Below are 21,201 nucleotides of genomic sequence, written 5' to 3' on the forward strand. Positions count from 1 at the left end.
CCGCTCCTGCACAAATACACGCGACCTCAGCTGAAGCGCACCCTGCTTGCAGCAGCGCACCAGTGATGCTCGGCGTTGATGCGTCTTGCGGGAAAGTGGTGGAAACCGGGATTTGGCACAGGACAGGTAGGAGCGAGCTTGCTCGCGAAGCGCTTGAGCACAGCTATTCGCGAGCAAGCCCGCTCCTGCACAAAGACATGCGACCTCAGCTGAAGCTCAGTGCACCCTGCTTGCAGCAGCGCACCAGGGCTTCTTCCAGCTTGCGGTCGGGCATGGCGTGGGCGCGCAGGGTGCTCGCGGTTTTCTCCACGTAGTCCCGCGTGCTGCCGTAGTGGCCGCTTGCACCGTCGAACACCTGGCGCAGCACATGGTCCGGCAGGGCTCCGGCATAGCAGGCGAAGTCGCGGCGCAACACGAAGCCCAGGGCTTTCACCTGGGCACCGCCTTCCAGCTGGCAGTTGAGCCATTTCGGCTGATAGGCGGCGTCGGGCATTTCCCGTTGCCAGAGGGCGAACAGGTGTTCCTGTAGCTGTTCTTCCGGCAGGCGGTAGGCGAAGCCCGCGCAGGAGCCACCACGGTCCAGGCCAAGCACCAGTCCCGGCGTTTCCGGAGTGCCGCGATGGATCAGCGACCAGAGGTAGAGCCCACGGTGATAACCATGGATGCGCGCGCGGCGGGATTCCACCGTGGGGCATTCCGGTCGCCAGATCAGCGAGCCGTAGGCGAACAGCCAGACCGGCCCGCCGCGATGGCACGCCATGGTGTTTTCCAGGGAAGCGAGCAGTTCCGCGCGAGTGAGCTGAATCGGCTGCTCGAGCAGAGGCGGGTAGAGCGTGAAAGGTGTTTCTGGAGTGCTGCCGGCCATAAGTGAACTGCAATTATGGTGAGGTACGGACCCTTCCAGGGTACGGCTCCTGTTTTATCAGTTGGCGGGCTTTTGGCGAACTGGCGATCGTCGAATTCCGCACAAATTTCCAACTGCCGCAGCTGACCATGACTCATTGATGAAGGAAAGGAATTACCCGCCATAGGTTTATCGCCAGAGGCGATAACGCCTTTCTGCTGAGGCCTGCTGCCTCGGTGCCGGCGAGCTGCGCCGCAGCGTGCTTCGATGGGGTGGCCGACGGTCGCGCGGGCTACCGTTTGACCGGGAAAACAGTGCTTTCGGCGGGGGCTTTTCAGTCCGCAGCAACATCGGTCCCGGAGCGCTGCTACTACTCAGGAGTGTCGGGGGACGTTCGCCCCGCAATCGGGGCTGCCCCGAACCCGCCCGTTGCCGGCTTGCTGCCGCCGGTCTTGTGCGGCCTGTGTACGTCGGGGAGAACCTTATCGTGGAAGCCAGGATCAGGATCGGCATCGTCGACGACCATCCCCTGCTCAGGCAAGGCGTGGCCTCCGCACTCAAACGCATCGGAGACTTCCAGGTCGTGGAGCAGGGAGGCTGCTCGGAAGATGCTCTGGACATTGCCCTGCGCCTCCAGCCTGACGTTCTGCTGATGGATGTGAACATGCCGGGCGACTGCTTCGCTGCCGTGCGCCGGATCACTGCCGAAGCGAATGGGGTGCGGGTGCTGATGCTGACCGTTTCGGAAAGCGAGGACGATGCCTACGCCGCACTGGAGGCCGGTGCCCAGGGCTACGTGCTCAAGGGGGTCAGTGGGCCAGAGCTGGTGCAGGCGATCCGCACCGTCGCCGGCGGTGGCAGTTTCATCACGCCAGCATTCGCCAGCCGCCTGCTGGGAAGAATGCGGCGGCGACAGGATGTTGAGCGACACCGGATCGAGCTGACCCACCGCGAGGAACAGATCATCCGCGAAGTGGCCAACGGCCTGACCAATCGCGAAGTGGCCGACAGGCTCAACCTGAGCGAGAAAACCGTGAAGTACTACATGACCAACGTGATGCAGAAGCTCCACGCACGCAATCGCGTGGAGGCCGTCACAGCCCTGCGGCGCCAATGGGATGAAGACAACGTGCAATCGCTCGATGTCCAGGGCAAGGCACGTTAGCGGATCACGTCCTCCTCCATCCGGAAGCGAGCGCTGACAAGGGTGCCTTCGCCCGGTTTGGACTGGATGTCGAATTGCCCCCCCAACGCTTCCACGCGATAACGCATGCCGGCGAGCCCGAGTCTGCGCCGGCCTTGGCCATTGCTGGCCTGGTCGCCAGGGATGAAACCGTTGCCGGTGTCCGCCACCTGCACTTCCAACTGCCCGTCGCGCATCCGGGCCGAGAGCTTCTGGCCCTGGCCGCCGGCGTGCATCACGGCATTGTTCAGGGCTTCCTGTGTAAAGCGGTAGAGGCAGATCTTCAGCGACATCGTGGCGTTGGCCGGTAGCGGCTGGATGTCCAGCTCCACCTGGGTATCGGTACGCTGTTCGTGGCGCTGCACCACCAGGCGCAGGACTTGTTCCAGACTCAGTTCGTTGATCTCCGGTACCGCCAGTCCGCGGGAAATGTCGCGAATCTCCCGGAGGGCGTCCTGGCCTGCGCTGCGCAGGGTTTCCAGGGCATCGCTGTCGAGGGATTCGTCCTGCTGTTGCAGGCGCTCGCGCAACTGGGCGAGTTCGTCCAGGCGCACCAGGATGAGTGTCAGCAACTGTGCCGGACCATCGTGCAGGTCGGCACCCAGGCGCCGCAGGGTCAACTCGCTGATGCGCGAGAACTCCTGGTTGGCGGTCGTGATGCGGCGCTGTAAATCGGCGTTGTGGGCATGCAGGCTTACCTGTTCGGCCATTCGCTGTTTCAACGCCAGTTGCTGATGTTCGATGATGCGTTCGCCACGGCGCACCACGAAGAAGAGCAGCCCCAGCATCGCCAGCGTGGCCGATCCTACGACCGCCCAAACCTGCAGGCGCACGGTGTGGATTTCCTGCTCCAGCTGATCGGCCCGCTCATAGAATTCGCCAACCGCCACCACCTTGCCCGAGCCGGTTTCCCGTAGCGGTGCGTAGATCTCGTAGAGAGGGACCTTGAGACCGCGTTCGAAGGCGTTCTCCTCCTGGCCTAGGTCTTCCAGGTTGGTGACGATGGCGCCCTTGAGCGCCTCGTCGATCTCATCGGTAGGAAATTTGCGGTGCACCACCGACTTGTCGGTGCTGTAGATCACGGTGCCGTCAGGGCGCCAGATCTTCACCGAGGCCACATGGCGATTGAGGCTGCTGTTGATAATCAACCGGTCGATGGCCGCCGCGCTTTCCGGGGGGATGTCCTGGGTCCGCGCCAATTCCTGCACGAAGGGTTCGAGGAAGTTTTCCATGTACAGCGCACCGGCCTGCGCCGCCGACTGCACCGCGGCCCGTTCGATGCGCTGGCTCACCAGATTGCCCACCAGGCTCATGGTCAGGCCGAGGATCAGGGCGGCGGCAATGACGAACTGGGTGGAGCGCTTGAACTGGCGGATTCGTTGGCGCAGGCGCCTCCCCCAGGAGGGCTGCTCACTGGACGTTGGTCCAGGTTCCGATTGGACTAAAGTCGGGTCGTCGTCTTGACCCAAGGTCCGCTGATTTGGTTCGACCTTCGCATCTGCGGGCATTCGCCGGACTCCTCGATGCTTTCTCCCAGGCCCTTGGAAATGCCTGCCCGAATGGGTAGCGGGAGAAAGCCATGTACAGCCTGAAAAGCTTCACGCTCAACCTGAAGGATATTAGCTACTTGCAGCAGCAGGTCAGCTTCCCCACGCTGCGCGTGGTGGGTTACACCGTCGTGGGTGAACCCCTGTTCGGCTACACCGGCTCCGATGGCACGGTGCACGTGCTGGGTACAGACGGCAGTTTCGATCCACTGGCCATCCCAGCCGGGGAGAGCGTCTGGTACAACGGCGCGCGCGACCCCATCGGCCTGCGCAACGTGTCCGGTTACTTCAATAACCTCACTCACGATGGCCATGCCTGGGGCAGCTTCGGGCAAGACTTCATCCGCCTGACACTGCCCGACTACAGCCAGTACGTGCAGCAGAACGCCGGCAATGCGGCCTGGCAGGACTACCTGTCCAGTCACCCCGACGCCCAGCTTGGCGCACCAACGTCCTACGCCGATCCGACCGCGTCGCTGGTGGACTACACGCCGAGGATGATCAGCCAGACCATCGTCAGCGGCGGGGTGGTTTTCGCCCGCGACGCCCAAGGCCACATCCTGCATGACGCCAACGGCGTCGCGGTGGTCAGCGATCCGGGTCTGCTCGGGCAACTGGGTGAAGCCGACCCCACGTCACCCAGCAGCGGCCAATACTTCATCCGCAACCTCAACACCGTCTCTGGCGACCCCTCGACCACGGGCTGGTTCACTCTGTTCGGCCAGTTCTTCGACCATGGCCTGGACTTCATCGACAAGCCGAGCAAGACCGCCACCATCACCATTCCCCTAGCGCCCGACGACCCGCTCTACGGCTCAATTGGCCCGGACGGCCAGCCAGTGCATTCGCTCACCATCCACCGGGCCAGCGTGGGCAGCGTCGACGCCGCCGGCAATCCGCAATACCGCAACCTGGATTCGCCCTACATCGATCAGAACCAGACCTACGGTTCGGATGCTTCTGTCACCCAGTTGCTGCGCGAATGGGTTGCCGACCCGGCCAATCCTGGCCAGTTCCGTGCAGGGGCACGCCTGTTCGATGGCACCACCCTGAGCGACGAGGCTGCCTGGACGCTCAATGGCGTACTCACCCATCAGACCTTGCCGACCCTCAACGAGCTGCGCGCCCACATCGTCGCCACCGGACGTGACGACCTGACCTGGGACGACCTGGCCAACTTCCGCGTACGTGATGATGCAGGCCATGTGCTGGACGCCGACTCGTCCACCCCTGGTGTCCAGGTAGTCCTTACCCGCGAAGCCCTGCTTCTGGACATGAACCCGCACTTCGATGACGCGCACATTGATGTGGCTCGTCTCATGGCCCTGGACAGCCACCTGGTGAGCGTGACCTTCGACCCGACGAACCCCTACGGGATCTTGTTCAACTACGACAACGGCCCGAGCAAGTCCCTGTTCGGCCTGGTCAATCCTGCCGATTTTTCCATCTTTGCCGATCCGGACACGGCCGATTACGCGGTCGCCAACGAACTGTTGCTGGAGTCGGTAGGTGACCACTACATCGCCGGCGATGGCCGCGCCAACGAGAACTACGGGCTGACTGCGATTCACCACGTGTTCCATGAGGACCACAACGTCCAACTGATCAACCTGCAGCAGGAAATCCTCCAGGCCGACGTGGGTGTGCGGCACAACTGGCAGGTGGGTATCGCCAATGGCGTTGGCGGCTTCTACAGCGACGCCGCCGGCAACTACACCCTCGCCGACGGCGTGACGCTCTCCTGGGACCAGGACAAGCTGTTCACCGCCGCCAAGCTGGCTGTGGAGATGGAGTACCAGCACGTTGCCATCGACCAGTACGCCCGCCTGATCACGCCGGACCTGCCGGAGTTCGTCACCTACGACTCCGGCATCAACGCCAATATCTCCCTGGAGTACGGCCAGGCCGCCTTCCGTTTCGGTCACTCGCAGTTGCGAGAAACCATCGACGCACTGGAGCGCGATGCCAGCGGTGCCTATGACTTGACCGGCGCCATTACCCGCTATGCGCTGGAGAAAGCCTTCCTCAATCCCGGCGGCTTCGCCGATATCGGTCCGACCGCCATTGCCCTCGGCATGACGCGACAGGTCAGCAACGAGATCGACGAGCTGGTCACGCCGGCACTGCAACAGGGCCTGCTGGGACAGCCGCTGGACCTGGCCACGATCAACCTGGCACGTGGCCGCGACCTGGGGCTACCAACCCTCAACGGGGCGCGTCAGCAGATCCATGACGCGCTGATTGCCGAGCGACAGACGCCGGCCGGCTCCCAGCACCACACCAACCTGATCGTGGATGCGCTGACGCCTTATACGAGCTGGAGCGATTTCGCCAACAACATGATCCACCCCGAGTCTCTGGTGAACTTCATCGGCGCGTACTCCTTCGACGGCGACGTGGCCCATGCCCAGGCCATCATCGATGCTGACCAGACCGGGCTGGACGTGACCTGGGCCGGTGGCGTGGTGACCGCCGAAGACGCGGCGCGCTTCCTGTCCAACGCCGCAGACCAGAACGGCAACTTCGTCGCAGGTTCGGATGGCTTCAACCACATCGACCTGTGGATCGGCGGACTGGCCGAGAAGCATGTCTACACCGGCCAGCTCGGTACCACCTTCAACGCCATCTTCGAAGACCAGATGGAGCGTCTGATGGATGGCGACCGCTTCTATTACCTGTTCCGCCTGGACCTCGGCCTGCCAGGCATGACCAACCTCAATGAGCAAGTGGTCACCGAGCAGTTCAAGGACATCATCGAGCGCACCACCGATGCCCGGCACCTGGCGGGCGACGTGTTCGGTTACATGGACAGCTACATCGAGCTCAGTTACCAGGACTCCGGGGCGACTGCCACCGCCTACAAGAGCGAGCACAAGTACGGCCGGTTGGTGGATGCCAACCAGATGGGCGTGTACTCCACGGGCGGCGCAGGCGGTATCGGCGGCAACGGCTTGTTGATCAACCTGATCAACCCGGAAACCCATGTTTCCAGTTCATTCATCCGTGACTACCGTCCTGACCAGGGCGAGAACCCGGATGGCACCGCAGCGGTAGGCTACAACTCGCACGAGGTGGTAGCCGGAACCGACTACGCCGACTGGCTGGACCTGGGCGATGGCGATGACACCGGCTATGGCGAGGATGGCAACGACATCCTCGACGGCAAGGCCGGCGCCGACCACCTCTACGGCGGCAACGGCAACGACGTGATCTATGGCGGCGACATCGAGGACTTCCTGGACGGCGGTGACGGCGATGACATCGTCTACGCCGGCACCAGTGCGGGTGCCATCGACATCGTCATAGGTGGCAACGGCAATGACCATCTCTACGGCGAGGCCGGGATCGACGAGCTCTACGGCGGCGCGGGCAATGACTACATCGATGCCGGTGGCGACACCGACCTGGTCCACGGCGGTGATGGCAGCGACGAAATCTACGGCGGAGACGGGCCCGACATCCTTTTTGCCGAGGCCGGGGATGACATCATTTCTGGCGGCTCGACCGGTGACCAGCTGTTCGGTGAGGAGGGCGACGACATTCTCCTGCCGGGGATCGGCGGTGCACCGGGGCAAGGTGACGGGGACGAAGCACTCGGCGATGTCGGCTTCGATATCGCGGCGTTCAGCGATGTGAACATCCAGCTGGATGCCGCCGCCGACCTCAACCAGCAGAACATCATCGCGGCACCCGGTACCAACGTGATGTTCCAGCCGTTCAACGCCCTGCTGGCAAACATCGAAGGCCTGGTCGGCTCGCGCTTCAGTGATGCACGGGCCAATCCAGCCAGCCCCGCCAACCCGACGGCGGGCCTGATCGGTGACGGCAACGAGAACTGGCTGGTAGGCGGTAGCGGCGACGACGTGGTGCAGGGCAATGCCGGCAACGATGTGCTGGTGGGCGACTCCATTGGTCTGGCCGACCTCAACCATCTGCTCGCCTCGCAGGGATTCGCCCAGCACTTCACTGGACTGCAGGCCGCGCGGTCAGGCTTCGTGCTCGGCGACAACCACGCCGGCGGAACAGCGGATGGCGCCGCCGATGAGGCGGTCTACAGCGGTAACTTTGCCGACTACAGCATTACCCTGATCAGCGATACCAATCCGGGAAGCAATGAGATTCGGGGCTTCAGGATCACGGACAAGCGTGTCGGTGCCGCCAACCTGGACGCAACCGACCTCCTGGTCGGCGTCGAGAAAGTCCGCTTCGCGGATCGCACGGTCACGCTCGACGTCAACAATCAGCTCGCAACAGGCAAGCCGCTGGTGACCGGCTATGCCACTGCCCCGACCACCCCTAGCCGGCCATTGCCGACGCAGTACCGCCTGACCGCCAGCACCGTTGCCATCCAGGACGCCGATGGCATTCCCTCCGGTGCTGGTGCGTTCAGCTTCCAGTGGCAGGTACTTTCGGGGGCCGTCTGGGCCGCGATCAATGGCGCTACTGCTTCGACCTACGCGCCGGTGGCTGCGCAGGTGGGCCAGCAGTTGCGGGTGGCAGTCAGCTTCACGGACAACCATGGCGTAGTGGAGACGGTCTACTCCGATCCCACTGAAACGGTCGGGCGGTTCATCGAGGGCACCACCTTCAATGACAACGGCCTGGGCGGCTTCCTCGACCGTGCGGCTCTGGTGGGGACCGCCTTCCAGGACGTTATCCTCGGCAACGCCGGCAACGATGTGCTCAGTGGTGGCGACGGCAGCGACCTGCTGGACGGCGGGACCGGCAATGACAGCATGAGCGGTGGGGCGGGTAACGACACCTACGTCGTCAACACCACGGGGGACGGCGTGACCGAAGCCCTGAACGGTGGGATCGATACCGTACGGTCTTCGGTGAGCTTCAACCTTGCTGCCAATGTCGAGAACCTGACGTTGACGGGCACCGCCAACATAAACGGCGTCGGCAATGGACTGGACAACTGGCTGGTGGGTAACGCCGGCAACAACCGGCTCGTCGGCCAGGCCGGCAACGATAGCGTGGAAGGCGGCGGTGGAAGCGACACCCTCGTGGCTACGGTGGGCGACGGCAATGACCACTATGACGGCGGCGAAGGCGTAGACACCTACGACCTGTCCGGTACTGCTGCCAACGCCAGCGTCGACCTGGCTGCCGGTACCGCCAGCAGCGCCCAGACCGGCAATGATGTGCTGGTGTCCATCGAGAATGTCCTGGGCAGTAGTGGCGCCAACCAGATCATGGGTAACGCTGCGGACAACCGCCTCGAAGGACTCGGTGGCAACGACAGCCTGTCCGGCGCGTCCGGAAACGACACCCTGACCGGAGGGCAGGGCAACGACAGTGCCAGTGGCGGTGTGGGTGACGATCGCTTCGTGGCGGGCCTGTTCGACGGCAATGACATCTACGCCGGTGACGACGGACTGGATACCTACGACCTTTCCGCCACCGGAGCGGCAGCCGTGGTCAACCTGACCACTGGAGTGGCCGGCAGCAGTCAGATCGGTAACGACCTGTTGAGCGGCATCGAGAGCGTTGTGGGCGGGACGGGGGCCGATACCCTGACCGGTGACTCACTGGCCAACCAGCTGGCCGGCGGCAGTGGCGACGACAGTCTCAATGCCGCGGCCGGCGCCGATGTCCTCACCGGCGGTGCAGGGCGCGACCTGCTCACCGGTGGCGCGGATGCCGACATCTTCGCCTTCGCCGCGCTCAACGAATCGGGTACCAGCGGCGGTACTCGGGATGTGATCAACGACTTCCAGCTCGGGGTCGATCGCATCGATCTTGGCCAGATCGATGCGAGGACTACAGGGCCTGGCAATGCGGGGAACCAGGACTTCAGCTTTCTTGGCGAATGGAATGGTGCCGGCAACGAGTTCAACGGACAGGCTCAGCTGAGGTTCCACTACGTCAACGTCGGTGGTGTCGAGCACACCTATGTGGAGGGCAACGTGAACAACAACAACGCCGCCGACTTCCAGATCGACCTCGTTGGGCATGTCGCCCTGGCAGCGGGTGACTTCATCGGCGTGGTCTGAACGCCAACCACCCTGCGTCCCGCCGGAGGACAGGGCGCAGGCAAAGTTTCAACTCCATTCCATCTCCTCATGCAACCCGGTGCCGCCCGTACCGGGTTGTTTTTCGCAGGCGAACCCAAACGGCCAAGTGGCTACCTCATCCGCGTCCGAGAGGCCTCCTCGACTGGCGATGCGCCATACGGATCGACATCTTTTGTTGCAAGGAACTGGGTCACGTTGTCATGAAATGCGAAATTTTTGTCGTGAAATGCGAAGAGCTGACAGGAAGCTGTCCCTAGGCTTTGCGACCCGGTCCCAAGGGGTGGAGAGCCGGTTGCGCCCGCCCCGATAAACTCCTGGAGTCATTCATGGCGAAACCGCTTTGCACCCTTGCGCTGGCAGGGCTTGTCCTGCTCGGCAGCGGCTGTTCCAGCAAGATCACCCAACCTGAGGAGTACTCGGGTTTCCTGGGGGATTACTCGAAGCTCGAAGAAACCATGTCCGCCAGCGGTGAGCCTGTATTGCGCTGGACCGCGCCGGACTTCGACCCCAAGCGCTATGGCACGCTTCTGGTGGAGAAGCCGGTTTTCCATCCAGCCCCGGCCCCCAGCGACCAGATGAGCCAGCAGACCATGGACCAGATCGCCACCTACATGCGACTGGCGCTGCAGCGCGAGCTGATAGGCAGGGCACGTCTGGTCGGCACGCCGGAGGCAGACACCCTGGTGCTGCGCCCGTCCATCTCCGCGGTGGCGATCTCCACCGAGCACCTGAAGGCCTACGAGGTCATCCCTATCGCCCTGCTGGCAGCCGCCACCACCACGGCTGCGGGTATCCGCGATCAGGAAGTGGCCATCTATGCCGAGCTGGAGGCGGTGGACGCAACCAGCGGCAAGCCCGTCGTCAGGGCGGTGCGCAAGGGCCAGGGATTGAGCCTGGAGAACCGCAAGACACCGTTGGTGCTGGACGACCTCAAGCCCGTGCTCGATGACTGGGCGCGGGACGCGCGCAACTTCAGGCCATGACCGGATTCCTCCGGGTCAATCCATCGTAAGGCCCGAACCGGCGAGCAGCCGGTTCGCCTTCATCCATGCCAGCTCTTCGCACTGCGGAGCGGCCTGGCCACCTATCCGAATCCGCCCCGGCATTGGACGCAGTCTGACCGGGCGCGGAACTCCTACTGCCAACCAGGTGATGCAATGCTCAATGACGGAATTCTCGATTACTTCGCCTTAGGCGTACTGTTCTTCGTCGTGATCGTGCTGTTCTACGGGATCATCGTGTTGCACGACATTCCCTACGAAATCTCCAAGCGCCGTAACCATCCGCATCAGGACGCCATCCATGCTGCCGGCTGGGTGAGCCTGTTCACCCTTCACGCGCTGTGGCCGTTCCTCTGGATCTGGGCGATGTTGTATCGCCCGGATCGGGGCTGGGGCTTCAGTACGACCCATGCGGGACTGGAGCAGCAACTGGCCGATATGCGCCTGCGCCTCGAATATCTGGAAGACCGGGCTGCGCCCCGTTCCAGGCCTCTGGCAGAGGAGGCGTGACATGGACCTGTTGCTGATCCTTACCTACACGGCCATCTGCGTCGCCATCTTCAAGGTCTTCAAGATCCCGCTGAACAAATGGAGCGTGCCCACCGCCGCGCTGGGCGGCGTGGTGCTGATCGGTACGCTGATCTTCCTGATGAACTACAACCACCCATACTCGGAAGTGGCGCGCAGCTATTTCGTGTCGACCCCGGTGATTCCAACTGTGAATGGGCAGGTGGTGGAGGTCCCGGTCAGGACCAACCAGCCGCTTGAGAAAGGCGATGTGTTGTTCCGCATCGACCCGACGCCGTTCGAGAACCGGGTGAAGTCCATCAAGGCGCAATTGGTGTCGGCCCGCGCCGACCAGACCCGTGCCCGTGAACTGGCTGCTCGTAACGTCGGCAATCGCCGCGACGTGGATCTGACCACGGCGCGGGTGGACGACCTGCAGGCGCAGCTGAACATCGCCCAGTTCGACCTTGACCACACTGTGGTTCGTGCCCCCAGCAAAGGCTTCGTCACCCATGTCTCGCTGCGTCCGGGGATGATGGCGACCAAGTTGCCGCTGCGCCCGTCCATGGTCTTCATCCCGGACGAGGGACATTACTTCGCCGCCTGGATGCGACAGAACAGCCAGTTGCGCCTGACTCCTGGCGACGAGGCGGAAATGGCCTTCGACGGGATTCCCGGTCGGGTGTTCAAGGGCAAGGTGAAGCAGGTGATCGGGGTGATTGGCGAAGGCCAGGTGCAGCCGTCGGGTACCTTGCTCAGCTTCACTGGCGCGCCGCCCGCGGGCCGGGTGCCGGTGATCATCGAAATCACCGACCCGGACTACGCGAAGTATGCGGCGCAGATGCCGGGCGGTTCCTATGGCCAGGCGGCACTCTACAGCGAGCATTTCCACCATGTGGCGGTGATGCGCAAGATCCTCCTGCGCATGGCGGCCTGGATGAATTACATCTTCCCCTTCCATTGATTGAGCGTTGCAGCTGCCTTCCGCCCCAGGGCCCCTTGTCGGGGGGCGGAGCGACGGGCGCGCCGGGGGCGGATCCGAATTCGAACACAGGAACTCCCATGGCAAATCGAACAGGGCGCAACTTGCTGCGCTCGCTCCCGGGCGCGATCGCCCTGCCTGCCGGCCTGCTGCTGGGCGTACTGCCTCTGGCCGAAGCCATGCAGCAGGAAGTCGTGCCGATCGCGACAACCATGCTCGCGCCCGCTCCGCCGCCCAATCGAACCGATGACTTCGAGTGCATCCGTGAGCGCCGCACCATCCGCATCCTGGTCCCTTACAGCCGCACCTTCTTCCACATCGACCAGGGTCGCCAGAAGGGCGTGAGCCACGAAACCGGGCTGGCATTCGAGCGTTGGCTCAACCAGCGGTACCCGAGCCGGAAGGGGAGTGCGCGCTGGCACGTGATCTTCATCCCGGTAAGCCGTGACCAGTTGCTGCCCAGCCTGATTCGCGGTGTCGGCGACATTGCCGCAGGTGGCCTGGTGGAAGGCGAGCGTGCAGGTTTCGATGGGCAGGTGGTCATGGCGTCCGGCGAGTTCCGTACCGAGCCGGTACTGGTGATCGGGCCGGCCGGCGAGACCATTGCGAGCCTCGATGACCTGGCCGGCAAGGAGGTCGCGGTACCCGCGCTGAGCAACGACTTCTGGGGGCTGGTGGAACTGAGCCGGAGCCTCAGCGAGCGTGGCCTGGCGCCGATCCGCCTGTTGCCCCTGGCCGAAGGCATCGAGGCGGAGGTTTTGCTGGAACGGGTGAACGCCGGTGCGCTTTCCGCTGCAGTGGTGGATCGGCGGGTGGCAAGGGCCTGGAAGCCGACCCTGGACAGCATTGCGATCCAGCCCCTCGAATTTTCCTGGGGAGGTCACTACGCCTGGGCCGTGCGCAATGGCAACCCCGAGTTGCGTGGCGTACTGGCGGCATTCTTCAACGATCAGCAACACGACAGCCGTCTGGTGCGGGCCCTGGATGGAGACCGGCTGGCGGCCGGACATTTCCTCGATGAGCCGGCTTCGGCCGACGAGCTGCGCCGCTTTCGCCGCCTCAATCAGGCCTTCATCGAGTCCGCCGAACGCCATGGCCTGGACCCGCTGATGCTGATGGCCCAGGCGTTCCACGAATCGAGGTTTGACCAGCGTGCGCGCAGCAACCGGGGGGCGGTGGGGGTGATGCAGGTCCTGCCGAGCACCGCGGCGGACCCCAACGTTCGGGTTTCAGGCGTGGGCAGCAGTGCGGAGAAGAACGTCGAAGCCGCCAGCAAATACCTGCGATTTCTCGCCGACACCTACCTCGACGATCCGGCGCTGACCTCGGACAACCGCATATTTCTGCTGCTGGCGGCGTACAACGCGGGGCCTGGCAATCTGCAGAAGATCAGGCGCATGGCGCGGGAGAACGGCCTCGACCCGGATCGTTGGTACGGCCATGTGGAGAAAATGGCGGCCAGGGAGTTGGGGCGTGAGACCCTCGATTACGTGAGCAACGTGTACAAGTACTACGTCGCCTACCGCTTCGCCCAGGAGCGGGAGGAAATGCAATCGGAAAGCGTGCTGGGCAGGCTGGAAAAACGGGGCTGAGATGCAGCCCCTGGGAAAAAGCGGCTCGCTGCCGAGGCAGAAGCCGCGAGGGGAATCAGAACAGCAGGTAGGCGCTGGCGCTGGTCTGGTCCAGCTCGATGTCGCCGACCTTCAGGACTTCCTGCTCCAGGCGCACGCCGATGTTGCGGAACACGTCCAGCTCGACGCCCACGCCGTAGGTCAGGTCCAGGTCGCTGCTGTCACCAGCGGTGTCTTCGTCGGCATCCCAGGCATGCACGCCAGCGCTGGCGAACAGGCGCAGACGGTCGCCTACGGGCACGCCGAAGTGGGCGGCGGCTTGCAGGGAGTGGCCATCGAAGTCGCCACGCTCGCCAGAGAAGCTGCCGAGGTCGACCCAGGCGCCTTCCACCGCCAGGTAGGGGTTAAGGCGGTAGCCGACGTAGGCCTTGTAGCTGTTGTCTTCGTCGCCGAGGGTGTGTTCGTCAATTTCCACCCGGGTCACGCCGCCGCCCAGGTACAGGCCGCGGTCATCCGCGATGGCGCTGAGGGAGTTGAATGCCAGGAGGGCGGCTGCGAGTTGTTTGCCGAATTTCATCGTTTGTCCTGTGTGGTTGGTTGGATTGGAGTGGGCGGGATCAGGCCGGTCCCTTGTGCTGGAACTCTCGGTCCAGGCGTTCGCGAATCTGCAGTGCGGAAGCGTCGAGGGCGGGGTAGATGTCCTCGACCACGGGCTTGTCGGACTGTCCGATGTTCCGGCCTTTGGCCCGGTCGACAGCGCGAGCGAGGGTTTCGCCGCTCCTGCCGTCGCTGACCTCGCTTTCGAAGAACACGTAGAGGGTTTCATCGCGCACGCCGGTGACGTGCAGCGAGAGGCCGATGAGCATGCCGATCGGGATGTACTCCGTGACGTTTGGATCACGGGGTTTGCGCTTCAGATCGGAGATCGATACGCGCAGCGACAGGGCCCCTGGAGTGGGCCGGTCCACCAGGCGATAGCCGGCTGAGGACAGTTGCCGTTCCAGCTGGCCACGGAAGTGGCGGAGCAGTTTGCTGATATCCGCGTCGGACTCAGTCAATGCCTGTCCGTTAGTGGCGAATGATTTGGGCAAGTCGATGAATACCGACTTGTCGTGGTTACTTGAAAGGGGTGCTGGATATTTCTTCCAGGCAATGGTGCCTTCGTCTCTTTCAATGACGCGTAGAGGCGCATTGGCAGGTTGTGTAGATATATCGGTCGTGTCGATGGCGGGAGCCATCGAACAGCCGCACAGGACCATCGAAAGCGTGAGGATGGAAAGTTCTTTGATATGCATGGGGATTCCTGTTGGAGGCGCGCCGACCGGCCCGCCGGATGCGCTGCGTATTTGCAGGCAGGAAGGCGATCCGCCTTGCCTTCGGGTGGTTCGCCTGAAGGGGAGAGCGCACGAAGCTTTGCTTTCGCGCCCTTTCCGGCGCCCTTCTACTCTGGGCTACGGGCGGCCAGAACAAGAATCAAAAATCGTTATTTGTGCCGTGAGGTGCGCAGCAGGAAGGCGATGTGCGAGACAATCCGCATCATCTCCTGTGGTTAATGAAATTTATAAACTCAGAAAAGATTCATGAAAAACCAGTTCAAGTTCTTCCTGAAAAGTGGCGGCGCAGTATTGTTCGATGCCGCAAACAATCAGTTGCATATAAGTTCGAATCTAGGTGAGCCGCGCGCGGTGACACTCTCCTATTCGGAAACACGATTGTTGCAACTTCTGCTGGATAAACCGGGGGAGACCCGGAGTCGCAACGAAATAATGGAATATGCCTGGGACAATCGTGTGGTTGCCGCCGGAAGTCTGAACCAGGCGATATTCACCCTGCGTAACCTGATCGAAGACGGCACTGATCACGAATTGCTTCAGACCGTCCCGCGCCGCGGTTATCGATTCAACGCACAGCAGGTCGCTGACGAGTCCACGCCAGAACCCGCATCGATGCCCGTATCGGGCGTCGTGGAGGATTTGGCGGGTGGGGGCGCGCAGCGGACCTCGCTTGCCGAGGGGGCGACACCTGCCGCGCCACGGCGTCGGTTGGCAGGGCTGCTCCGCTCGCCAAAGCTGCTGCTGCCTGCCTATGCGGGGATGTTCTGCCTGCTCGCCCTGGTGGCGCTTTATCGCCTGGGCATCTTCGATGACGTCGCGTCGGAGCTGGTGATCGAGGACGTGGCGGCGGGGCCCATGACCTACCACTTCATCGGCGACAGCGCCGAGGAGAACGCCAGGATTCTCGAGGCTTTCAAGCTGGCGCTGGATACCCGCGAGGAGGGCCTTGCCGGGCATATCTGGATCAACCGCTCGAATCGGCTCTACGACCTGGCCTGCGTGCGTGCGGATGGCACGACGCAGAACCTGATCTTTCTCGAGGACAACAAGATGGCCAACCTGCAACTGGAAATGGTCCGTCGCTGCATGAGGGGTTGGCCATGATGCTGCGCCGCTACAAACACGCCTTCATCCTCGGCGGGCTGGCCTTGCTGGCCGCAGCCGGCCTGGTGTTCGACCGTCCTGCCTACAGGCTCGGTGTTTCCTACCATGGCACCAGTGACATCGTGCTCAACGACGGCGCACGGATTCGCCTGGAGGAGCGGCTGATCATCGGTGAAAAGATGAGTTTTGCGGCCATGGAACGGGTCGCCTCGGAGGTCAACTACGCGTCCCTGGTGGCGGACGTCCTGCACTTTGGGCCACGCAGCATCGATGTCCGCTTGCAGAAGGCCCAGACCAGCCGCGCCAGGCCCATGGAACGGATGAGTGAAATCCCCGACGTGCTGTTCGGTCGTCAGTACGGTCTGGCGACTGGCGCGACGATGCGTCTGGAGTTCCTGCCGGCACCGGATGGTGCGATCTGCTACTACGCGCGGGAGATCGATAACTTCCGTTGTCTGAACCGTTGAGTTCCGGCGCCTGCACCTGTCAGGCGCTTTCCGGCAGGTGAAGCTCGGTCCGTTCCTTGAGCTTTCCGTCCAGGGTGTGGGTTTCCACGCTCAGGATGACCATGGGCCGCTCCGTGCGAACGACCTTGATGCGAGTGAGGGTATCCGGTGTGTTCTGGATGACCAGGGTTTCCCCGATGTTGCGACACAGGACCAGCATTTCAGGCACTCCGTTGAAGTAGTCACGGTGTCGATTTTCGAAGTCGGCACAGGCCTGATGCGAATCAAAAATGTTCATTGGCTGGGCAGATGCTGCGTCAGGTGTTGCCGGGAAGTCCTGAGCGAAGCTGCTTGCCGAGTTCTCTGGGGCCTTCGCCTTCAATGTGCTCGTGCCAGCCTGAGGCGGCCCTCACCCCCGGCCCCTCTCCCATAGGTAGAGGGGTGACTCGCGCCGGCGAGGGACGCCCCCCCTCTCGCCGTGCCCCCGGCGCAACGATGGAGCGAGGTGAGTTCGGCGAAGCCGAACCCGGATGCAGGGGCAAGCCCTTTTGGTTTCTTTTGGGGCGATTGCCAAAAGAGACTCGCCGGGCAGCGAAACCAGAAATATAAGCAGAATTCGGCAAGCGGCTTGGCTCAGCCGTTTCCACTCGCGTCCGCGCCTCCTGCCATCCGCAGGCAACGTACTGCTAACGGCAAATGAAGATTGCTGATTTTGATTTCCCCATCCCCCCGCCAAGAATCCGCCCGTCCCGAGGTCGACGACCCGAGGGAGGCTCTCGCCTTCCCGGAGCATCCGGGGCCTGTCTTGATACGAGAAGGGGCGTTGAATGAAGTTCGTACCTGTCATCCGGCTGATCTGCTGGATCGTCTGTTCGGTCCTGGTTGCCGTGTCGTTCGGGGTCATGCGCGACTCCGTCATCGGCGGATTGCTGATGCTCTGCGGTGCGATCTGGTTGTGCCCCGCCTGTTGGCGGGCAATCGAAAGCCTTACCGGGAAAGGGGGCAGCAGCATCGCAGTGGTATTGCTCTCGGTGCCGCTTTTCCTGCTGGGCGTGCACATCGCCACCACTACCCGCGAACTGGCCGGGGCTCCCGCGCCGCAGCGCTTTCACACGGAAGGCGAGGCCGCATCGCGCCAGGAGGCGGTTGACCATCCTGGGGTGAATCCGGGGGCCCTGAATTTCTTTCGGCACATCATGGAGCAGGATTACCTGGTCGCACTGGAGGGTGGGAAGTCGGCGCTGAACGAGCTGGCGATGGTCAATCCGGTGGAACGCATGCCCAGCTCGCGCCTGGCACAGTTCTATGAAGGTGACGAGGAGGCGGTGGACCCGTTCTTCAAGGGCCGCAAGCTCATCGTCACCGGGGAAGTCCTGGGCGTGCGGGTCGACTATGCCGATGACGTGGTCCTGGAACTGCCCGGCGCCAATCCAATGTTCAATGTGCAGGCGGAGCTCCACAGCGATCCGCGCAAGTACTCCGAGCCGCTGGTCGAAGGGAAATACGTGGATCTCTACTGCACCGTCTTCGGCAAGGTCACCGACGACAGCGCCAGCAGCCTGTATCTGAAGGACTGCACCGAAGTCGATTTCACCCCCGACGCCAAGGCCTATGCAGACAACCTCACCGAAGCCCTGCGCGGCTGGCTGCGAACTGGCGGTAAACACATCTTCCCCTCCGACAACGCGGCGACCTACTTCCTGGTTTCCTACCTGGCGGGCACCCAGTTGCCACCCGACAATCCTTGCCTGAGTGAGGATGCAGCGCTGGAGGACTGCTTGAAGTCCCTGGACAACATGCAGACCGGCGCACTGTTCGAGAATGCGCGCGGCGACCTGCAGCGCTGGCAGGAGTGGCTCGGCCTGCCGACACCGGAAGGCTACGGTCAACTGAGCAGCCGCTGATGCGCGTCGACTTCCGTCATCTGGTGCTCTGCTGCCTGCTCGGGCTGCTGGCAATCGACCCGGCGCACGCGGCGGACGTTCACCTGCGCGGGCATTGGCAGCAGTTCATAGACGAAGAAGACAGCCTCGTCGGTGTGCTGAGCCGCGACGAGGAAGGTGATGCGGTGGCTGCTGAACTGCATCTGCAGGCCTACCGCAATGGCGTCGCCATTGGCGAGGAGGTGCACCGCTTCGCGCTGCCGGAAACGGTGCGGCTGTTCGCCATTCCCCTGGAGGACGATGTCGATTGCTACCGGGTTCTGGGCGTGATTGGCCTGGATGCCGAGGGCGAACGGGTCAGCACCAAAGATGATTCCCCATCCGCCAAGGATGAATGCGATGCCCCGGAGTCACTGCCCGTCGGCGTGTTGCAGCCGATCTGAGCGGTCAGACCGACAGCTGCACTTCGCGCTGGCCGTCGATGCGCTGCGCGCCACGCCGACTCACCACCAGTTCGCCGATGGCGATCAGCCGGCTGCGGGTGACGTTGCGGCTGAGGCCCAGCAGGTTGGCGGTATGCACCTGGTTGTAGTGGCAGTGGCGATAGGCCGCGCGCAGAAGCGCGTCTTCGACCTTCTGGTGGAGGTCGCAGGCAGGTTCCTCAAATAGGCGCTGGAAGGCCTGTTGCAGCTGCGCCTCGGCACCACCTTCGGCTCCACGCGGTTCCTCCGGGCGGTCGATGCGCAGGTTGGACAGGTGCAGGTCGGCTGCCTGGATCACACCGTCGCGGCAGATCAGCAAGGTGTGGTGAATGACGTTTTCCAGCTCGCGGATGTTGCCAGGCCAGGAGTAGCCGCGCAGTTTGCGTTCGGCGTCCGGACTGAGCTCGCTGCGGCCATAGCCGAGGCGTCGGCTGTACTCGTCGATGAAGTGGCGGGTCAACGGCAGGATGTCGCCGGGGCGTTCGCGCAGCGGGCTGAGCTCCAGGCTGACGACGTTGAGCCGGTAGTAGAGGTCCTCACGGAAATGCCCGGCGTTGATCGCCTTTTCCAGCTGCACGTTGGTCGCGGCCAGTACGCGCACGTCAATGGGAATGCTCTTGCGTGAGCCCAGGCGCACCACTTCGCGCTCCTGAAGCACGCGCAACAACTTGACCTGGATCGGCATGGGCAGGTCGCCGATCTCGTCGAGGAACAAGGTGCCGCCATTGGCTGCTTCGAACCAGCCGGCCTTGGCCGACAGGGCGCCGGTGAAGGCTCCTTTTTCATGGCCGAACAACTCGGCTTCCACCAGGGATTCGGAGAATGCGCCGCAGTTGACCGCCACAAAGGGGCCGTCGCGGCGACCGCTGAGGTTGTGCACGTGTCGCGCTACCAGCTCCTTGCCGGTGCCGGTCTCGCCGATGATCAACACGCTGGCCTCGCTTGGCGCCACCTGCTGGAGATGCGCCAACAAGGACTGGGACCTGGGGTCCTCGAACACCTGGGCGGTGGCCCTGACCGACGTGGCCAGACTTGGGGAGGGGGGCAGGGTGAGCAGGCTGGAAGAGGCTTGGCGCGGTGCTTTCATGAGTAGAAGGTCGGCTTTGGCAGAGTCTGGTTGAGGGCCCACTCACCCAGTTCGCGGACCTTGTAGTCCACCGGGTCGTGCAGGGTCTGGGTGCGCAGATTGCGCCAGTGACGGTCCAGTCGCAGGGCCGCGTGGGTGGAGCGTGCGCCGGTGACTTCGAACAGGCGGCTGCACAGGTCGAGGCCGGTGCGGGTGGCGGCCACCTTGGCTGTGGCGATGGCCAGTGCCAGTTCGCCGCGCTGGGCTTCGCCGAGGTCAGGACCCTGGTTCCACGCGGCATCGAGCAGGGCGCAGGCCCGTTGCACCAGGGCGCGAACACCTTCCAGTCCGACCCAGAACTCGCCGTAGTGAGCCAGTACGTAGGGGTCCTCGCCGATGTGGCTGGCCGGCGACTTGAACCAGGGCCGCGCCTCCTTGAGGGTGTAGGCGCGTGCGTCCTCGAAGGAGCCTTCGGCGATGCCCAGGTAGATGTTGGTGAAGATCAGTTGCGCGATCAGCGGACGTAGGCAGGCGAAGGGCGTGCTCAAGGGGCCCGGGTCCAGCAGCAGTTCGTTTTCTTCGACCCGCACTCGCTCGAAGATGGCACTGCCGCTGTCGGTCTGGCGCTGGCCCATGTTGTCCCAGTCATCCGCCAGGCTGATGCCGCTGCGTGCGGTGGGGATCGCGGCGATCAGCAACTTGCCGCTTTCTTCGTCGAGGCCGGAGGCGATCAGCATCTGCGAATCCAGCGCGCCTGAGCAGAAGCTCTTCTTGCCGGAGAACTCGCGCCAGCCAGTGAACTTCTTCACCGTGGTGCGGGTATCCAGCGGATTCAGGGCGTTGCCCCAGAACCAGCGGTTGCGCGCGGTGAGCTGGAACCAGGGCTGCCATTGCTCGGCGCGGGAGAACAATCTCACTGTGGCGAGCATCAGGTGCTGGAAACCGAAGACATGGGCAATGGAACTGTCCACGCGGGCGAACTCACGTATCACTTCCAGGGTGGTTTGCCAGTCGTGACCCAGGCCGCCGTGTTCCTGGGGAATGATCAGTGACAGCAGGCCGCTTTGGCGGATGGCGTCCCGCTCGGCCTTGGGCGTGCCGCCACGGGCGTCGCGTTCAGCCGCGGTTTCGGCGAAGCCGGCCGCCAGCTCGCGGGCGATCTGCAGCGGTGTGGGGAGGGTGAGATGCTGCGGGGCATTCACGCGGATTACCTCTTCAGGTGGATTTCTTG

17 protein-coding genes are annotated in these 21,201 nt (G+C 63.3%); 10 read left to right on the top strand and 7 right to left on the bottom strand.

Going from position 1 to position 21,201, the window contains the following annotated elements; all coding sequences use genetic code 11:
* Positions 1-205: 205 nt before the first annotated feature.
* Entirely contained in the window at positions 206-865 is a 660-nt protein-coding gene (locus E8E75_RS18930) for a gamma-glutamylcyclotransferase (RefSeq protein ID WP_120649864.1), read from the bottom strand.
* 466 nt (positions 866-1,331) lie between these two features.
* Here E8E75_RS18930 and E8E75_RS18935 point away from each other — a divergent pair, with 466 nt between their 5' ends.
* Positions 1,332-2,009 carry a response regulator transcription factor gene (locus E8E75_RS18935; protein WP_120649865.1) on the top strand — a complete coding sequence of 226 codons (678 nt, stop codon included), beginning with the start codon at positions 1,332-1,334 and terminating at the stop codon, positions 2,007-2,009.
* Here the strand turns inward: E8E75_RS18935 and E8E75_RS18940 are convergent.
* Positions 2,006-3,535, bottom strand: coding sequence for an ATP-binding protein (locus tag E8E75_RS18940; protein ID WP_153917347.1), 1,530 nt, complete (start codon positions 3,533-3,535; stop codon positions 2,006-2,008). The genes E8E75_RS18935 and E8E75_RS18940 overlap by 4 nt on opposite strands.
* 71 nt (positions 3,536-3,606) lie before the next feature.
* Here E8E75_RS18940 and E8E75_RS18945 point away from each other — a divergent pair, with 71 nt between their 5' ends.
* From E8E75_RS18945 to E8E75_RS18965, 5 genes are all read left to right on the top strand, one after another.
* Positions 3,607-9,573 (top strand): peroxidase family protein, encoded by a 5,967-nt coding sequence (locus E8E75_RS18945; protein ID WP_153917349.1) that lies wholly within the window; start codon positions 3,607-3,609, stop codon positions 9,571-9,573.
* A 347-nt stretch (positions 9,574-9,920) separates the two neighbouring features.
* A complete protein-coding gene (locus E8E75_RS18950) occupies positions 9,921-10,577 on the top strand; it encodes a DUF3313 domain-containing protein (protein ID WP_120649868.1) in 657 nt (218 codons plus the stop codon).
* A 189-nt stretch (positions 10,578-10,766) separates the two neighbouring features.
* Positions 10,767-11,105, top strand: a complete 339-nt coding sequence (locus E8E75_RS18955; protein ID WP_280359640.1) for a DUF3302 domain-containing protein — start codon at positions 10,767-10,769, stop codon at positions 11,103-11,105.
* Between the two features lies 1 nt (position 11,106).
* Positions 11,107-12,066, top strand: a complete 960-nt coding sequence (locus tag E8E75_RS18960) for a biotin/lipoyl-binding protein (RefSeq protein WP_120649869.1) — start codon at positions 11,107-11,109, stop codon at positions 12,064-12,066.
* A 98-nt stretch (positions 12,067-12,164) separates the two neighbouring features.
* Positions 12,165-13,676: a transglycosylase SLT domain-containing protein gene (locus E8E75_RS18965; RefSeq protein ID WP_120649870.1), complete on the top strand. Its 1,512-nt coding sequence runs from the start codon at positions 12,165-12,167 to the stop codon at positions 13,674-13,676.
* 55 nt (positions 13,677-13,731) lie between these two features.
* Here the strand turns inward: E8E75_RS18965 and E8E75_RS18970 are convergent, their stop codons facing one another.
* Together E8E75_RS18970 and E8E75_RS18975 are read right to left on the bottom strand one after the other, a co-directional pair.
* Entirely contained in the window at positions 13,732-14,232 is a 501-nt protein-coding gene (locus E8E75_RS18970) for an outer membrane beta-barrel protein (protein WP_120649871.1), read from the bottom strand.
* A 40-nt stretch (positions 14,233-14,272) separates the two neighbouring features.
* Positions 14,273-14,950 (bottom strand): DUF3313 domain-containing protein, encoded by a 678-nt coding sequence (locus E8E75_RS18975; RefSeq protein WP_153917353.1) that lies wholly within the window; start codon positions 14,948-14,950, stop codon positions 14,273-14,275.
* 285 nt (positions 14,951-15,235) lie between these two features.
* Here E8E75_RS18975 and E8E75_RS18980 point away from each other — a divergent pair, with 285 nt between their 5' ends.
* Positions 15,236-16,093 carry a winged helix-turn-helix domain-containing protein gene (locus E8E75_RS18980; RefSeq protein ID WP_153917355.1) on the top strand — a complete coding sequence of 286 codons (858 nt, stop codon included), beginning with the start codon at positions 15,236-15,238 and terminating at the stop codon, positions 16,091-16,093.
* Positions 16,090-16,560: a hypothetical protein gene (locus tag E8E75_RS18985; protein WP_153917357.1), complete on the top strand. Its 471-nt coding sequence runs from the start codon at positions 16,090-16,092 to the stop codon at positions 16,558-16,560. Before E8E75_RS18980 ends, E8E75_RS18985 begins: the two co-directional genes overlap by 4 nt.
* A 19-nt stretch (positions 16,561-16,579) precedes the next feature.
* Here E8E75_RS18985 and E8E75_RS18990 read toward each other — a convergent pair whose 3' ends face one another.
* On the bottom strand, positions 16,580-16,759 hold the full coding sequence (locus E8E75_RS18990; protein ID WP_120649875.1) for a hypothetical protein: 180 nt from the start codon (positions 16,757-16,759) through the stop codon (positions 16,580-16,582).
* A gap of 607 nt (positions 16,760-17,366) precedes the next feature.
* Between E8E75_RS18990 and E8E75_RS18995 the strand changes: the two genes are divergently transcribed.
* Positions 17,367-18,443, top strand: a complete 1,077-nt coding sequence (locus tag E8E75_RS18995; RefSeq protein ID WP_120649876.1) for a hypothetical protein — start codon at positions 17,367-17,369, stop codon at positions 18,441-18,443.
* On the top strand, positions 18,443-18,865 hold the full coding sequence (locus tag E8E75_RS19000) for a hypothetical protein (RefSeq protein WP_120649877.1): 423 nt from the start codon (positions 18,443-18,445) through the stop codon (positions 18,863-18,865). The genes E8E75_RS18995 and E8E75_RS19000 overlap by 1 nt, the downstream gene beginning before the upstream one ends.
* Before the next feature lie 4 nt (positions 18,866-18,869).
* Here E8E75_RS19000 and E8E75_RS19005 read toward each other — a convergent pair whose 3' ends face one another.
* A complete protein-coding gene (locus tag E8E75_RS19005; protein ID WP_120649878.1) occupies positions 18,870-19,991 on the bottom strand; it encodes a sigma-54 dependent transcriptional regulator in 1,122 nt (373 codons plus the stop codon).
* Complete coding sequence (locus tag E8E75_RS19010; protein WP_280359636.1) at positions 19,988-21,172, bottom strand: acyl-CoA dehydrogenase family protein; 1,185 nt, start codon at positions 21,170-21,172, stop codon at positions 19,988-19,990. Before E8E75_RS19010 ends, E8E75_RS19005 begins: the two co-directional genes overlap by 4 nt.
* Positions 21,173-21,201 lie beyond the last annotated feature (29 nt).

The sequence above is a fragment of the Pseudomonas sp. BN606 genome (genome assembly GCF_029873115.1).
Taxonomy (GTDB): domain Bacteria; phylum Pseudomonadota; class Gammaproteobacteria; order Pseudomonadales; family Pseudomonadaceae; genus Metapseudomonas.

Coding starts and splice junctions, on each gene's coding strand:
- E8E75_RS18930 (WP_120649864.1), bottom strand. CDS start 865: ATGGCCGGCAGCACTCCAGAAACACCTTTCACGCTCTACCCGCCTCTG.
- E8E75_RS18940 (WP_153917347.1), bottom strand. CDS start 3,535: ATGCCCGCAGATGCGAAGGTCGAACCAAATCAGCGGACCTTGGGTCAA.
- E8E75_RS18945 (WP_153917349.1), top strand. CDS start 3,607: ATGTACAGCCTGAAAAGCTTCACGCTCAACCTGAAGGATATTAGCTAC.
- E8E75_RS18950 (WP_120649868.1), top strand. CDS start 9,921: ATGGCGAAACCGCTTTGCACCCTTGCGCTGGCAGGGCTTGTCCTGCTC.
- E8E75_RS18960 (WP_120649869.1), top strand. CDS start 11,107: ATGGACCTGTTGCTGATCCTTACCTACACGGCCATCTGCGTCGCCATC.
- E8E75_RS18965 (WP_120649870.1), top strand. CDS start 12,165: ATGGCAAATCGAACAGGGCGCAACTTGCTGCGCTCGCTCCCGGGCGCG.
- E8E75_RS18970 (WP_120649871.1), bottom strand. CDS start 14,232: ATGAAATTCGGCAAACAACTCGCAGCCGCCCTCCTGGCATTCAACTCC.
- E8E75_RS18975 (WP_153917353.1), bottom strand. CDS start 14,950: ATGCATATCAAAGAACTTTCCATCCTCACGCTTTCGATGGTCCTGTGC.
- E8E75_RS18980 (WP_153917355.1), top strand. CDS start 15,236: ATGAAAAACCAGTTCAAGTTCTTCCTGAAAAGTGGCGGCGCAGTATTG.
- E8E75_RS18985 (WP_153917357.1), top strand. CDS start 16,090: ATGATGCTGCGCCGCTACAAACACGCCTTCATCCTCGGCGGGCTGGCC.
- E8E75_RS18990 (WP_120649875.1), bottom strand. CDS start 16,759: ATGCTGGTCCTGTGTCGCAACATCGGGGAAACCCTGGTCATCCAGAAC.
- E8E75_RS18995 (WP_120649876.1), top strand. CDS start 17,367: ATGAAGTTCGTACCTGTCATCCGGCTGATCTGCTGGATCGTCTGTTCG.
- E8E75_RS19000 (WP_120649877.1), top strand. CDS start 18,443: ATGCGCGTCGACTTCCGTCATCTGGTGCTCTGCTGCCTGCTCGGGCTG.
- E8E75_RS19005 (WP_120649878.1), bottom strand. CDS start 19,991: ATGAAAGCACCGCGCCAAGCCTCTTCCAGCCTGCTCACCCTGCCCCCC.